This is a genomic window from Streptomyces sp. NPDC048718 (genome assembly GCF_043198875.1).
Taxonomy (GTDB): domain Bacteria; phylum Actinomycetota; class Actinomycetes; order Streptomycetales; family Streptomycetaceae; genus Streptomyces.
In genome coordinates this window covers 23,915-37,959 of sequence record NZ_JBICVG010000002.1, presented here as the reverse complement: position 1 = coordinate 37,959, position 14,045 = coordinate 23,915, and the positions used below count along the sequence as shown (strand labels likewise).

The window sequence follows — 14,045 nt, the reverse complement described above, 5'->3', positions numbered from 1 at the left end:
CCCCTGGCATCCCGGGATGGTCAGCCCCACCCCGCCCCGGGACCAGGAAGCCCTGGACGCCCCGGGGCCAGGGCCCGCCCCCGGTGGCCGGGCAGCCCCGGCCACCGGAACGGACGACCGCCGGGGCGCCGCCGATCCGCCGCCGGTCCGCCGTCGCTCAGCGCACCGCGAGCAGGTGCTCCAGCGCCAGCTGGTCGAGCCGCTCGAAGGCCATCGAACGCTCCGCCACACCGTCCGCGTCGAAGGTCTCGTACGCGGTCGGGTCGGCGAGCAGTCCGGCGAGACCGTCCGCGGCCGTGGGCTGGGCCAGCTCGTCCAGACGGGACGCGGCGAGCGCGGCGACGACCTCCGGGTCGGCGCGGAAGGCGGCCGCCCGCTCCTTGAGGATCAGGTAGTTGCGCATGCAGTTCTTCGCCGACTCCCACACCCCGTCGAAGCCGTCGGTGCGCACCGGCTTGAAGTCGAAGTGGCGCGGACCCGTGTAGCCGGCCGTCTCCAGCAGGTCGACCAGCCAGAACGCCTGGCGCAGATCGCCCGCGCCGAACCGGAAGTCCTGGTCGTACTTGATGCCCGACTGGCCGTTGAGGTCGATGTGGAACAGCTTGCCCGCCCACAGCGCCTGCGCGATGCCATGCGGGAAGTTGAGCCCGGCCATCTGCTCGTGCCCCGTCTCCGGGTTCACCCCGACCATGTCGGGCCGCTCCAGGCGCTCGATGAAGGCCAGCGCGTGCCCGATGGTCGGCAGCAGGATGTCGCCGCGCGGCTCGTTCGGCTTCGGCTCGATGGCGAAGCGCAGATCGTAGCCCTGGTCGGTGACGTACTGGCCGAGCAGGTCGAAGGCCTCCTTCATCCGGTCGAGCGCCACCCGCACGTCCTTCGCCGCGCCGGACTCGGCGCCCTCGCGCCCGCCCCACGCCACGTACACGGAGGCGCCCAGCTCCACGGCCAGGTCGATGTTCCGGATCGCCTTGCGCAGCGCGAAGCGGCGCACGTCGCGGTCGTTGGCCGTGAACGCGCCGTCCTTGAACACCGGGTGGGTGAAGAGGTTGGTGGTGGCCATCGGCACCTTCAGGCCCGTGCGGTCGAGCGCGGCCCGGAAGCGCTTGACCGCCGTCTCCCGCTCGCTCTCCGACGACCCGAACGGGATGAGGTCGTCGTCGTGGAAGGTGACGCCGTACGCGCCGAGGGCGGCCAGCCGCTCGACCGACTCGACCGGGTCGAGCGCCGGCCGGGTGGCGTCGCCGAACGGGTCACGGCCCTGCCAGCCGACCGTCCAGAGGCCGAAGGTGAAACGGTCGTCGGGGGTGGGGAGGAGATGCTGGGCCATGTCCGGCTCCTTCGCGCGGGGTGCCAGATCCGGCGGCGAGGCTGGCCGCCGGATTTGTTTTCTGAGATAACTAATACCCCCGGGGAGCCGTCGGGCGCCAGAGCCCGCACCCGGAGAAGGACGAGGTGTCCCATGGCCGACCACTCGGAAACCGCACCGCGCCACCCGCAAGAGGTGCCGGAAGCGCACCATCCGGGCACGGCCCGCCCCCACCGTCCCGTGGTCGTCGGCGTGGACAGCTCCACGCAGTCCACCAAGGCCGTCGTCGTCGACACCGCCACCGGCGAGCTCCTCGGCCTCGGCCGCGCCCCGCACACCGTCACCGGCACCCACGGCGCCCGCGAGACCGACCCCGAGACCTGGTGGACCGCGCTCGCCGCCGCCGTCGCCGAAGCCCTCGCCGAGGCCGGTGTCCCCGGCCGCGCCGTCACCGGCATCGCCGTCGCCGGCCAGCAGCACGGCCTCGTCGCCCTCGACACCCCGGGCGGCCGCCCCCTGCGCCCCGCCCTGCTCTGGAACGACACCCGCTCCGCGCCCCAGGCCGCCGCCCTCACCACCGCCTTCGGCGGCCCCGGAGCCTGGCTGGAACGCACCGGATCGGTGCCCGTCGCCTCCGTCACCGCCACGAAATGGCAGTGGCTGCGCGAACACGAACCCGCCGTCGTCGCCCGCACCGGCGCCGTCCGCCTCCCGCACGACTTCCTCACCGAACGGCTCTGCGGCGAGGCCGTCACCGACCCTGGCGACGCCTCCGGAACCGGCTGGTACGACACCGGCCGCGCCGCCCACGACCCCGCCCTGCTCGACCTCCTCGGCCTCGACCCCGCGCAGCTCCCGGCCGTCGCCCCCACCGGCGGCACCCGGGCCGGCACCCTCACCCGCGCTGCCGCCGACACCCTCGGCCTGCCCGAGGGCATCGCCGTCGCCGCCGGAACCGGCGACAACATGGCCGCCGCCGTCGGCCTCGGCCTCGGCGCCCAGGGCCTCCTCGACCACCCGGTCGTCAGCCTCGGCACCTCCGGCACCGTCTTCGCCGCCACCCGTACCCGCCCCGCGAGCCCCGGCATCGCCGGCTTCGCCGCCACCGACGGCACCCATCTGCCCCTCGGCTGCACCCTGAACTGCACCCTCGCCGTCGACAAGGTGGCCGCGCTGCTCGGCCTCGACCGCGAGGACGCCACCCCCGGCGACGGCCTCGTCCTCCTGCCGTACCTCGACGGCGAACGCACCCCCGACCTGCCCCACGCCGCCGGACTGCTCACCGGCCTGCGGCATGCCAGCACCCCGCAGGCCCTGCTCGGCGCCGCCTACGAGGGCGCCGTGTTCACCGTCCTGCGGGCCCTCGACGAACTCCTCGCCACCTGCGGCCTCGACCCGGCCGACCCGGTCGTGCGCGACCGGCCCCTGCGCCTGATCGGCGGCGGCGCCCAGGGCCGGGTCTGGACCGAGACCGTGCGCCGGCTCTCCGGCCGGCCGCTGATCGTGCCCGCCGCCACCGAACTCGTCGCTCTCGGCGCCGCCGCGCTCGCCGCCGAGGCCGCGTCCGACGGCACCGACGCGGTCGCGATCGCCGGAGCCTGGGGCACCGGCACGGGACGGACCCTGCCGCCGGCCGACCGGGACAAGGAGACCTGGGAGCGGATCGCGGACGTCCTGGACCGGGCGACGCCGACGCTGCTCGGTTAGGGGTTGTCCGGCGGATCTTGGCCGGGGCCGGGGCGTCTGGCACGGCACCTGGCTGCGTTGCCGAAATGCCTGAACAGCTCCGCTGTCAAGACACTCCGGCGCCTTGCCCCGCACCGCACCAGACGCCCCGGCCTGTCCGACCCTGATCCACCGGACAACCCCACCCCTCAGTCCGTCTCCGCCGGCAGGATCCCCTCCAGGCGGCGCGGTCCGTGCATGCCCTTCAACTGGTCGAGTTCGATGTCGCTGGTGGCGGACGGTCCGGAGATCCAGGTGAGCGGGCGGGCCGGGGCCGGCCGGTCCGGGGCCGAGGCCGTCGCCGGGGCGCCTGGCCCCTGCCCTGGGGTCAGAGTCAGGGTCAAGAGGTCAGGGGAGGGCAGGGATCAGGGGTCAGGGGCGGGGCCAGGGCCGCCCGTCGAGCCGTTCGATGTCCCGGTTGAAACGCTCCAGCACGGCGGCGAGACCGGCCACCTCTTCGGGCGTCCAGTCGGCGAGCACCCGCTCCAGGCCCTCCACGTTGTACGTCCGGTCGGCCTCCAGCCGCTGTGTCCCCTCCTCGGTGATCCGGAACTTGCGGGCGATGCCGCCTTCCGGGTCGGGGATCCGTTCGACGAGCCCGGCACGCAGCATGGCCGCCGTCTGCCGGTTCAGCGTCGAGGCGTCCAGACCGAACGCCTCGCTCAGCTGGCTGATGGACATCGGCCCGTCCATGCTGATCCGGCTCAGCAGGACGTACGCACTCCGGTCGAGCTGCCAGCCCGCCGCCCGGGCCCGCGGAGTGTGCAGGTGGGAGTGGCGCGCCAGGAGCATGGTCTCGAACTCGATCAGATGCGTGGGCTTGTCCATCGGGGTCCTGTCGCAGCGGGGCGGTGTCGTCGGGGCGGGAAACGGAGTCAGGGGTACGGAGCAGGGGCGGGGGACTGGCGGCGGAAGGCGGGCGGAGGGGAGCGGGCCCCGCCCAGCATAGGCAGCCCCGCCGGGGACTCCTCCATGACCCGGCTTGTGCATCATGCACATAATGTGTACGTTGCACAATGCTCGTGCCGCCGTACCGCGCCCTCCGGCGCCCCGCCGGCCCGTCCGCCCGCAGGCGACGGCCCGTACCCGCTGATCACGGCACCGCCCGACTGCCCGACTGCCCGACCGCACGACCCCGACGTACGACGACCCCGGCGTACGACCCGGATCCGGGTCCACCACCCGGACCCGGGCCCGGATCCACCACCCAGACCCACGGAGAACCCATGTCCGCCAGCGCCCCCGCCAGTCGCCCCCAAGGGGGCGGCGGCATCGTCGGCGTCCTCGCCCTCGCGGGCATCGTCGCCGCCCTCATGCAGACGCTCGTCGTCCCCCTCATCGGCGACCTGCCCACCCTCCTGCACACCGGCCCCTCCAACGCCTCCTGGGTGATCACCGCGACCCTCCTCGCCGCGGCCGTCGCGACGCCGGTCGCCGGACGCCTCGGCGACATGTACGGCAAGCGCCGCCTGCTGCTCGCCTCCACCGCGCCGCTCATCGGCGGCTCGGTCGTCTGCGCCCTGTCCTCCTCCGTCGCCCCGATGATCGTCGGACGCAGTCTGCAAGGCCTCGGCATGGGCATCGTCCCGCTCGGCATCAGCCTGCTGCGCGACGTCCTGCCGCCCGAGAAGCTCGGCTCGTCCATCGCCCTGATGAGCGCCTCCATGGGCGTCGGCGGTGCCCTCGGCCTGCCGTTCTCCGCGGCCGTCGCCGAGCACGCCAGCTGGCGCGTGCTGTTCTGGGTCGCCGCCGGCCTCAGCCTGGTCGTCGCCGTTCTCGTCTTCCTGCTCGTTCCGGCGGGCCGGACCACCGGCAAGGCCGGCCGCTTCGACGTGCTCGGCGCCGTCGGCCTCGGTGGCGGACTCGTCGCCCTGCTCCTGGCCGTCTCCAAGGGCTCCGGCTGGGGCTGGGGCAGCCCCACCACCCTCGGCCTGTTCGCCACCGCCGCCGTCGTCCTGCTCGCCTGGGGTGCCTGGGAACTGCGCACCCGCGACCCGCTGGTCGACCTGCGCACCACCGCCCGCCCGCAGGTCCTGGTGGCCAACGCGGCCTCGATCCTGGTCGGCTTCGCGATGTACGCGCAGTCCCTCGTCGTCCCGCAGCTGCTCCAGCTCCCCGAGGCCACCGGCTACGGCCTCGGCCAGTCGATGATGGCGATGGGCCTGTGGATGGCCCCGGCCGGCCTCATGATGATGGCCCTCGCCCCCTTCGGCGCGAAGCTCTCCGCCGCCCGCGGCCCGAAGGTCACCCTGTCCGTCGGCAGCCTCGTCATCGCCCTCGGTTACGGCTCCTCGATGTTCCTCATGGGCTCCACCTGGGGTCTGCTGATCGTCACCCTCGTCTGCAACACCGGTGTCGGTCTCGCGTACGGCGCGATGCCCGCGCTCATCATGGGCGCCGTGCCGCAGCACGAGACCGCCTCCGCGAACAGCTTCAACACCCTGATGCGGTCCATCGGCAGCTCCGTGTCGGCCGCCGTCATCGGTGTCGTCCTCGCGCAGCTGACCACCGACCTCGGAGGGCACCTGTTGCCCTCCGAGAACGGCTTCCGCGTCGCCCTGCTGATCGGCTGCGGCGTCGCCCTCCTGGCGTCCCTCGTCGCCGCGCTCATCCCGGTCCGACCGCTCACCGACGCCCCGGAGCCGGCCGGCGCCGAGACCGCGCCGGCGCGCGAGACGGCTGCCTGACCGACCCCCCGACCACCCACCCCCCGACCGACCGGGCCGGCTCTCCGTCCGGCCGGTCAGGCGGTGGAGGCGGGCCCCTGCAACGACGGTGTGCCCGGCTCCCCGCACAGGGGAGCCGGGCACACCGTCGTTCGTCAGGATGAGGCCAGGGCCAGGGCCAGGGCCTGGATCCCCGGAAGCCCCGGGACCGCTCGGGCGCTCAGGAGCGGCGACGCGGCTTCCCGGAGCGTCCGCCGCTCTTCGGCGCGCCGCCTCCGGTCGTCCGCCGCCCGCCGCCCGGCTTCTGGCCCTGGCGACCCGGCTGCGGCTGCTGTCGGGTCTTGCGCTGCGCGGAGCCCCCGGCCTTGGCGGCCTTCTGCCCTTGGCCGCCGGTCTTCGCGGCGTCCTTCGTCCGCTCCTCGGGCCGCCGTCCCCGCGAGCTGTTCACGGTGCGCCCGCGCACGATCCCGATGAAGTCCTCCACCAGATCGGTGGTGGCGTCCTCCGGCCATGACAGGGCCACCCGCGATTCCGGCGTTCCCGTGATCGTCCGGTACGTGAGGTCCTTGCGGTGGTGCAGCCGGGCCAGCGACTGCGGGACCACGAGCAGCCCGATCCCGGCCGCCACCAGCTCGATCGCGTCCCCCGTCGTCGCCGGCCGCTCGAACGCGGGCAGCCCCGGCGGGCCCTCGCGCCCCTCGGCCGCCCAGTCCAGCGTGTCGTCCTGCGGATGCAGCACGATCTCGTCGGCGATGTCCTCGACGGTCACCTCGTCCGCCGCGGCCACCACGTGGTCCTTGGGGCAGACGACGACGGTCGTCTCCGCGTACAGGGGGATGGCGCTGAGCTCCGTACGGTCCACCGGAAGGCGGACGAGGCCGGCGTCGGCGCCGCGCTCGCGCAGCAGCACCACCGCCTCCGCTGACTCCACCTGCACCAGTTCGAGGGGGATGTCGGGCAGCCGCTCCCGCCAGATCCGCACCCACTTCGCGGGTGTCACCCCGGGTACGTACGCCAGCCGGAAGGAGACCGGGGAGGCGGGGGGCGCCGAGGGGGCAGGGGAGTCGGGGGAGCCGGGGGAGACCACGGATCCCGTGGATCGCGTGCTCTCCGGGGCTTCCCCGGAGGCCTCCGGAGCCGGGGAAGGGGCGGGGGAGCTGGGGGAAGATGCGTCCGAGCCTGTCACCAGGCCAGATTACCGGCCGTGGTCGGAAGGGGCGGCCCTGCCCGATATTCTTGTCGGTATGACCCAGCACCAGAGCGCCCAGACGATGAAGCCCGCCACGGCGGCGAAGAAGCTGGGCGTGTACCTCGACGCCACCCCTGACGAGTTCCGCGCGGGTACTGTCTCCCGCGCCGAGCTGAACGCCCTCCAGACCGACCCGCCGGAGTGGCTGCGCGACCTGCGCCGCGACGGCCCGCACCCCCGCCCCGTCGTGGCGGCCAAGCTGGGTGTCTCCATCTCCGGTCTCGTCCGTGGCGGTGTCACCGACGCCCTCACCACGGCCCAGATCGACGCACTCAAGGACGAGAACCCCGAGTGGCTGCAGAAGGAGCGCGCCACCCAGGCCGAGGTCCGCAAGGAGACCGCCCGCATCAAGGAGGCGCAGGCCGAGAAGGCCGCCCGCGCCGCCGCCGAGCGCGACTGACCCCTGTCCGCCGTACCGGGCGGCCCCTGGGCACCTCGGTACGGCGAACGAGTCCGGCCCGTGGCCCGTCGGCCACGGGCCGGACGCATGTGAGCCCGCGTCCCGCTTCGCTCCCGCGACCGCACCCTCTCCTGCTTCTGACGGCGTCTCTTCCCCGGCCCCCGGCGGACGGCTGCCACCCGGTGAGCGCCACCCGGATCGAGGAGCCGCACACCGCACCCGAACCGCCCTGATGGTGCGACTCTCCTGAAAACACCGCGAGTTGAAAGTTCTGTGACGACCTTGTTGCAGGTCAGGGGCTGCGTGTAGACACCACCGAATGGCAGACTGACGCGCCGCATCAGCTGCCTATGGGGGGGTATGTCATGCAGCCGACTCAGCCGAACGGTCCCTACCTCGGGCCAGACGGAACGGCTCCGCCGCCACAGATCGAAGCGGGCCGACTCGTCGGCCGCATCCGGAGTCTGTCCAAGATCTCCGTCCTCGGAATACTCTTCGGCGTCCCGCTGACCGCGGGCGGTACCCACTACGGGATCACCCGAGCACCCACGGGTTTCGCCGCCGCACTGATCGCCGCACTGATCGGCGCGGCGCTTCTCGCCGGCGGACTGCTCGGGTACGCCCGGGTCCTACGGCTGCGGCGCCGGCTGCGGACCCTGCTCCCGGCCGGCCGACGCTCCCCGATCGCGCATCTGCCCAGCGCCCGCCGCGCCGCGACCCTCGCCGCGTACCTCAATGGGGTGCTGGTCCTGCTGGGCCTCGGCGGTGCCGGCTGGCTGCTCTTCATGGGTGGATCCTGGGGCGCGTACGGCAACCCGTTCGGCTTCGGCGCCCTGGCGATGGGCGTGGTGATCCCTCTCTCCCTGGGCCTGGCCGCCGCCTCCACCCTCCCCGACCTGCTGCGTGTCGTCCCCCTCGGGGCCCGTACGGGGCAGGGGCTGTACGGCGTCTTCGTCCTCGTCGCGGTCCCCATGATCGTCAAGGGTGACGGACCGCTGCCCCGGCTGGCCGGCGCGGCGATCGCCGCCGTCGCCCTCGGGGCCGCGGCCCTGCTCGGCCGGTGCTACCAGCGGATGGGCGGGCCCGAGACCCAGGCGGGCGCCCGGCCCGGCGAACACCCGCCCGAGCGGTCCGGGCCCGGCTTCGGACCCGCGCCCGCGCCTCCGACCGGCGCCCCGCACCCGCACCCGGGCCCCTACGGGAACCCTCCGCAGAACCCTCCCCACGCCGGCACCCCCTACGGGCCCTCGGCGCCCCGCCGCGGACGGGGCGGACTCGTCCTCACCATCGTCCTGGTCCTCGTGCTGCTCGCCGGTGGCGGCGGCCTCTTCGCCGCCAAGAAGTACGGACTGCTCGACGGTGACGGTGTGACCACCGATGTCACCGAAAACGCCACGGCACCCGCGTACGGCATCGGCGGCGCACGCGAGGCCCAGTGGGCGGCCCCGGCGACCACGCCCGAACACAGCGGCGGCTTCCTGGTGAACGGCGGCGACGGCGTCACCGTCCACCTCGACGACACCACCGCCACCGGCTACGACCTCGCCACCGGCAAGCAGAGCTGGGAGATCAAGGACCGGTCGGGCGCCTTCCACCTGTGCGCCGTCTCGCCCACCGCCGCCCACGAGGTGATCGCCCTGGTCATGCGGCGCGGGACGCAGGGCCCCTGCGGCGCCGTCGTCGCCATCGACACCCGGAGCGGGAAACAGCTGTGGTCCCGGCAGATCCTCGCCACCGACGACCGGAGCGGGATGGGTGGCGCCGTCGTACGGGTCACCCGGGACGTCGTCGTCACCGGCACCCGGACGGCACCCGTCGTCCTCGACGCCCGCACCGGACACGTCCGCTGGACCGGCGCCGACCAGCCGCTCGCGGACGGCGAGGCCCGCACCCTCGGCAGCCTCGACGTGACCGGCGACACCCTCGTCGCCTCCTACGAGGGCGACTCGGCGGACCCGAGTACGGTCCTGCGCCGCTTCGACCTGCGCACCGGCAGGGTCACCGAACGCATACCCGCGCCCAAGCCGCCGCGGCACGACGGCGGAGCGCCGTCGACGACCGTCGTCAACGCCGACCCGCTCGTGGTCGCGCTCGAGCCCAACGGCGGTTTCGATCACTTCACCTTCGCCCGAACCGGCGGCGCGTGGAAACTGCTGCACACCGAGGCCGTGCACGGACTGAGCCCGCGCCTACAGGACCGGCAGCCCGGCATGGTCGCCGGTGGCGTCCTCGTCCAGGCCTACCGCGTCGACGACCCTTCACTCGACGTCGGCTTCGACAGCGTCGTCGTCGGCTTCGACCTCGAGTCCGGCGCGCCGGCCTGGCAGCACACCCTGCACCGGGACGCCGGTGACGTCATCCTGCTGCCCGGCACGGTCAAGGGCGCGATCCGCGCCGTCGCCTCCGACAACGACACCGGCCTGCAGCTGTACGCCTTCCCGCTGACCGGCGGCGAACCGGTCCGGGGCGGCCGCCTCACCATCGACCCCGCGCTCCCGGGCGCGCCGCCCCACTCCGGCGCGCTGACGCAGGCCGTGGTCCAGGGGGACCGGCTCGTCGTGTCGGACGAGGCGAACAAGTTCCTGGCCTCGTTCCCCTTCCCCCGTCCCTAGGAGCCGCCCCCGGCCGCCGGGCCGGGTTTCCGCATGATCAGATGCAGCAGCCGGGCGGTGTGCTTGTACGGCTCCCGCCCGGCCGCCGCGATCTCCAGCCGCTCCAGACGGGCGTAGTACGCGGGGTCGCTCTTGAGCACGTCGTCGGGGATGTAGTCGCAGAACACGCGGATGCCGTAGTGGTGGACCTCACCGCAGCCGAGACCGTGCAAAGCCGAGGTCAGCTCCTCCGCCGTGTGCATCCGCAGCTCGGCGTCGAAGAGCTCGGTGTGTGCCGTCCGCGCGTCCAGAGCCCGGAGTACGACGTCCGGATCCATGGTCCGCACCGCCGAACGCAGCGCCTCGGAATGCCGGTTCATCGCGATGACGGAGAGAAGCCCGCCCGGCCGCAGCGCGCCGAGTGCGGTGCCGAGTGTCCCGGACGTGTCCGTCGTGTACGGCAACAGCCCGTGACAGAGCACGAGATCGAAGTCGCCTGACGCCAACTCCCCTGGGAGAGCCGCGACATCGGTCTCCGCGCAGATGACCCGGTCGGCCACACCGGCCGAGGCCGCCCGCCGGGCGGCGGTGGCGAGCATGGCCGGCGCGTAGTCGGCGATCGTGACCCGATGGCCCCGCGCCGCCAGCCACACCGCGTCTCCTCCGTCTCCCCCTCCGAGATCGAGTACGCGCAGCGGACCCGCCCCCGACGCGCCCAGGTGGCCGGCGAGACCGGCCTGCGCCACGGCGTAGCGCAGACGCCCCCACGGCGCCTCCTGCCACTCCTGCCACGCGGAGACACCCTGGTCGAAACTCTCGGCACCCCGCACCGGGGCGGCATTCCGCTCGATCATGCGCCGACCCTACGCGGCCGACGGTCTGCCCCTCATCCGGTCGCGCGGTTCTCCGCGCCGGGGGAGCGGATCGTCAGCAGGGACTTCGGTACGGCCTCCCGGAGCGCCTCGGTGAGGGCCGCGACCGACGGATGGGCGCCGGCGCCGCCACGGAAGGCGATCCGGGTCCTGCGGCGGACCGGAAGAGCCGTCAGAGACACTCCCGGTGGCGGCTGTGTCGCACCCAACTGCGGTACGACGGCCACACCGTGACCCGCCGCCACGAAGGCCAGGACCGTCGCGAACTCGTCCACCTGATGCCGTACGCGGGGCACGAAGCCCGCTGCCCGGCACATCTGCTCGGTCACCGCCCGGCACATCGTGTCCGGCGCCGCCATGATCCACGGAGAGTCCCGCCGCAGCGCGAGCACCTCCAGGCCGCCCGCCCCGACCGAGGCGCCGGGGCCACCCCGCTCGTCGCGGCACGCCAGGTACATCGCCTCCTCGCACAGCGGCACGCCGGCGAGCCCCGGCTCCGGCGGCTTCGGCACCAGGTCGTAGTCGTGGACGAGCGCCACATCGAGGTCCCCGGCGCGCAGCGCGTGCGCCACCCCCGACGGGTCCATCTCGCTCACCATCGGTTCCAGAGCGGGGAACCGGGCCGCGAGCAGAGCGAGCGCCTCGGGAACGAGGGCACGTGTCGCGGTCGGGAAGGCCCCGATCCGCAGCGGCCCCGCCGGACCGTGCCGCGCCTCGGCGAGTTCGGCCTCCGCCTGCTCCAGACGCTCCAGGACCGCCTCCGCGTGCCGGACGAGGTTCCGGCCGGCCGGCGTGAGCCGCACTCCGCGCCCGGAGCGTTCCAGGAGCGCGACCCCCGCCTCCCGTTCCAGCGTGCCGAGCTGCTGCGACACGGCCGACGGAGTGAATGCCAGGGCCTCGGCGACAGCGGCGATGGTGCCGCGCAGATCGAGTTCGCGCAGCAGTCGGAGACGTCGTACATCGAGCATCAGCTCAGCTTACGTATCTCGCCGAAAACACGAACCGGACCTTGAGGCTGGCATGGAGCCACCAGGACTGTCCGCGGGCCCGGTGGCGTGTGCCGCCCGGAGTGCCCGCCGGCCCGTCTGCCGGCGGGGCCGCGGGCGAACCCCGGCGTGCGCCCGGGCCCCGGACGGAAAACCGTTTGCCCCGCCGTCCGGCGCGTGGATAGCGTCCCCCGCGTGACGAGCCCCGAATCGGAGAGAGCCAAGCCGTCGGTCACCCGGCGGCGGAGTCAGAGCTGAGCCGGAACCACCAGGTTCCCGGCCGGCTCCGCCGTGCGTGACCGCAGACGCGTCCCGGATCCCAGTGGGCATGTGCGCGCGACGCGGCGCCCGGCCCGCGGATCCGACTGGTCCGCACTCTCGTCACCGGAGCCGACACCATGCCCTTCCTCGTCCATGTCCTGGGTCTCGCCGTCTTCGCCCAGGGCACCTCCGAGTTCATGCTCTCCGGACTCGTCCCCGGCCTCGCCCGCGACCTGTCCGTGTCCCCATCGACCGCCGCCGGTCTGACCTCGGCGTACGCGATCGGAATGATCATCGGCGCGCCAGTGATGGCCCTGCTCGCCGCGCGCGGGCGCCCGCGCCCCGCCCTGGCCGGTTTCCTGACCGCCTTCGTGGCCGTCCACGCCGTCGGGGCACTGACCACGGACGTCACCGTCCTGTACGCCACCCGCGTTGCCGCCGCCGCGGCGAACGCCGGATTCCTCGCGGTGGCCCTGCCGTACGCCGCCGCCCTCGCCGGACCGGCACGGCAGGCCCGCGCGACCGCGGTCCTGCTGTCGGGCGTGACCCTGGCCTGCGTCGTCGGCGTCCCGGCGGGCGCGGCGCTCGGCGAACACCTCGGCTGGCGCTGGGTGTTCTGGTCCGTCGCCGTCCTGTGCCTGCCCGCGCTCGCCCTCCTCGTCCGCTCGGCCCCCGTCGCCCTCGCGGCCGGACCCGGACAGGTCTCCGGAGCGATCCCGGACCCGGACGCGGGCCCCCTGCCCGGCGCCGCGGACGCGGGCGTCACCCCGCCCCGTACCACGTCGACCGATCCCGCCCCGAACCCCGCCGACCGTGTCCGGCGCGAACTGCGCACCTTCCGCTCGCGCCCACTGCGCGGCACTCTCCTCTGCGCGGCCCTGGTCAACGGAGCCACTTTCGCGAGCTTCGCGTTCCTCGCACTCGTCGCGACCGAGGTGGCCGGACTGCCTCCGGCCGCCGTTCCCGCGCTGCTGGCCGCCTTCGGAACGGGAGCGTTCGCCGGCGTCACCGTCGCGGGCCGGGCCTCACTCCGGGTGCCCGTCGTCCTCGGCGTTCTCGTCCCCGCATGGGCCATGTTCGCCCTGGTCGCCGCGTATCCCCTGGCCTTGTTCGCGCTCGCGGCCCTCCAGGGCGCGCTGTCCTTCGCGCTCGGTACGACACTCGTCAGCCGCGTTCTGCGACTCGCCTCCGAAGCACCCACGCTCTCCGGCGCCTCGGCCACGGTCGCCCTGAACACCGGAGCCTTCGCGGGTCCCCTGCTGGCCGCCGCCGCGACCGCCCACACGAACGACCCGCGCGCCGCCCTGTGGACGAGTACCGCTCTCTCGGTGGTGGCGGCGGTCCTGACCTGCCGTCATAGCTTCGCCACCAGCACGCGCCGCACCGGAGTGGGTCGTTGACCACGGAACCCTGAGGACGCCGAGGACCTCGGCCGGCCGCACCCACCCCCGCCGTGATCCGCTCCCCGCCGCACGAAGCCCGCGCTGCGGGGCGGGCAGGGGTGCCGGGCCCGGTGGGCGGGCGCGGGCGCCCCGGCCGGGTCGGATAAGAGAGGCCGCCTCGCACCCGGACCCCGGCAAGGCCGGCCGGCGATCGCCCGGCCGGCCGACACCACCGCTACCGGGGGCCAGTGCCGCGAGATCGGTGTTCACCATGACGGCGATCCCGAACACCAGCGCCCAGGCAGGCCGTTCCACCGCCCACAGCGCGGTCGCCGCAGCACCGAAGACCAGCGCCTTGACAGCGAGGACACCGGCCCGCGGCAGTGTGTACGTCGCCTTGGGCGAGGCGAACAGGCCCCAAACGACAGCCGCCGCTACGGGCGCCGCGACGGCGAGAACCATCCTCAGCGCCATGTGCTCCACACTGCGCCATCCCCACCAGGCGAGGCACACGAGCGCGACGAGTTCCAAGAGGAAGGCGATGCCCTCGTTGGCCCAGTACAGCGGAGTGGGGAGTCTCATGCAGGCCACCTTGCAGCACACGATC

Annotated in this window: 10 protein-coding genes and 2 pseudogenes; 5 read left to right on the top strand and 7 right to left on the bottom strand. The window is 74.0% G+C overall.

Going from position 1 to position 14,045, the window contains the following annotated elements; translation table 11 throughout:
- Window positions 1-157: 157 nt before the first annotated feature.
- Window positions 158-1,327, bottom strand: a complete 1,170-nt coding sequence (gene xylA / locus ACGFRB_RS03275) for a xylose isomerase (protein ID WP_393238316.1) — start codon at window positions 1,325-1,327, stop codon at window positions 158-160.
- Window positions 1,328-1,459: 132 nt separating this feature from the next.
- Here xylA and xylB point away from each other — a divergent pair, with 132 nt between their 5' ends.
- Window positions 1,460-3,013 (top strand): xylulokinase, encoded by a 1,554-nt coding sequence (gene xylB, locus ACGFRB_RS03270; protein WP_393238313.1) that lies wholly within the window; start codon window positions 1,460-1,462, stop codon window positions 3,011-3,013.
- A gap of 167 nt (window positions 3,014-3,180) precedes the next feature.
- On the opposite strand, the pseudogene ACGFRB_RS03265 reads toward xylB, so the two are convergent.
- Window positions 3,181-3,315: pseudogene (locus tag ACGFRB_RS03265) on the bottom strand (lactate utilization protein C); the annotation flags it as partial.
- A gap of 88 nt (window positions 3,316-3,403) precedes the next feature.
- Window positions 3,404-3,859 (bottom strand): MarR family transcriptional regulator, encoded by a 456-nt coding sequence (locus tag ACGFRB_RS03260; protein ID WP_363008230.1) that lies wholly within the window; start codon window positions 3,857-3,859, stop codon window positions 3,404-3,406.
- A 398-nt stretch (window positions 3,860-4,257) separates the two neighbouring features.
- Here ACGFRB_RS03260 and ACGFRB_RS03255 point away from each other — a divergent pair, with 398 nt between their 5' ends.
- On the top strand, window positions 4,258-5,718 hold the full coding sequence (locus ACGFRB_RS03255; protein ID WP_393238310.1) for an MFS transporter: 1,461 nt from the start codon (window positions 4,258-4,260) through the stop codon (window positions 5,716-5,718).
- Between the two features lie 199 nt (window positions 5,719-5,917).
- On the opposite strand, the gene ACGFRB_RS03250 is transcribed toward ACGFRB_RS03255, so the two are convergent.
- Entirely contained in the window at window positions 5,918-6,784 is an 867-nt protein-coding gene (locus ACGFRB_RS03250; RefSeq protein ID WP_393238307.1) for a LysR family substrate-binding domain-containing protein, read from the bottom strand.
- Window positions 6,785-6,941: 157 nt separating this feature from the next.
- On the opposite strand from ACGFRB_RS03250, the gene ACGFRB_RS03245 reads away from it, so the two are divergent.
- Window positions 6,942-7,346: a DUF5997 family protein gene (locus tag ACGFRB_RS03245; RefSeq protein ID WP_363008234.1), complete on the top strand. Its 405-nt coding sequence runs from the start codon at window positions 6,942-6,944 to the stop codon at window positions 7,344-7,346.
- A 365-nt stretch (window positions 7,347-7,711) separates the two neighbouring features.
- Window positions 7,712-9,958, top strand: a complete 2,247-nt coding sequence (locus ACGFRB_RS03240) for a PQQ-binding-like beta-propeller repeat protein (protein WP_393238303.1) — start codon at window positions 7,712-7,714, stop codon at window positions 9,956-9,958.
- On the opposite strand, the gene ACGFRB_RS03235 is transcribed toward ACGFRB_RS03240, so the two are convergent.
- The gene (locus tag ACGFRB_RS03235; RefSeq protein ID WP_393238300.1) at window positions 9,955-10,791 is read right to left on the bottom strand and encodes a methyltransferase domain-containing protein; all 837 of its coding nucleotides are present in this window, start codon (window positions 10,789-10,791) and stop codon (window positions 9,955-9,957) included. The two genes, ACGFRB_RS03240 and ACGFRB_RS03235, sit on opposite strands and share 4 nt — an antisense overlap.
- Window positions 10,792-10,823: 32 nt before the next feature.
- A complete protein-coding gene (locus tag ACGFRB_RS03230) occupies window positions 10,824-11,777 on the bottom strand; it encodes a LysR substrate-binding domain-containing protein (RefSeq protein WP_393238297.1) in 954 nt (317 codons plus the stop codon).
- Between the two features lie 416 nt (window positions 11,778-12,193).
- On the opposite strand from ACGFRB_RS03230, the gene ACGFRB_RS03225 reads away from it, so the two are divergent.
- Complete coding sequence (locus tag ACGFRB_RS03225; RefSeq protein ID WP_393238294.1) at window positions 12,194-13,456, top strand: MFS transporter; 1,263 nt, start codon at window positions 12,194-12,196, stop codon at window positions 13,454-13,456.
- 267 nt (window positions 13,457-13,723) lie between these two features.
- Here the strand turns inward: ACGFRB_RS03225 and ACGFRB_RS03220 are convergent.
- Window positions 13,724-14,020 (bottom strand): annotated as a pseudogene (locus ACGFRB_RS03220) (YrdB family protein); the annotation flags it as partial.
- Between the last annotated feature and the right edge of the window lie 25 nt (window positions 14,021-14,045).

Excerpts from the sequence above, each read along its gene's own strand:
- ACGFRB_RS03230 (WP_393238297.1), bottom strand. The coding sequence starts at position 11,777 with ATGCTCGATGTACGACGTCTCCGACTGCTGCGCGAACTCGATCTGCGC.
- ACGFRB_RS03255 (WP_393238310.1), top strand. The coding sequence starts at position 4,258 with ATGTCCGCCAGCGCCCCCGCCAGTCGCCCCCAAGGGGGCGGCGGCATC.
- ACGFRB_RS03245 (WP_363008234.1), top strand. The coding sequence starts at position 6,942 with ATGACCCAGCACCAGAGCGCCCAGACGATGAAGCCCGCCACGGCGGCG.
- xylA (WP_393238316.1), bottom strand. The coding sequence starts at position 1,327 with ATGGCCCAGCATCTCCTCCCCACCCCCGACGACCGTTTCACCTTCGGC.
- ACGFRB_RS03235 (WP_393238300.1), bottom strand. The coding sequence starts at position 10,791 with ATGATCGAGCGGAATGCCGCCCCGGTGCGGGGTGCCGAGAGTTTCGAC.
- ACGFRB_RS03225 (WP_393238294.1), top strand. The coding sequence starts at position 12,194 with ATGCCCTTCCTCGTCCATGTCCTGGGTCTCGCCGTCTTCGCCCAGGGC.
- ACGFRB_RS03240 (WP_393238303.1), top strand. The coding sequence starts at position 7,712 with ATGCAGCCGACTCAGCCGAACGGTCCCTACCTCGGGCCAGACGGAACG.
- xylB (WP_393238313.1), top strand. The coding sequence starts at position 1,460 with ATGGCCGACCACTCGGAAACCGCACCGCGCCACCCGCAAGAGGTGCCG.
- ACGFRB_RS03260 (WP_363008230.1), bottom strand. The coding sequence starts at position 3,859 with ATGGACAAGCCCACGCATCTGATCGAGTTCGAGACCATGCTCCTGGCG.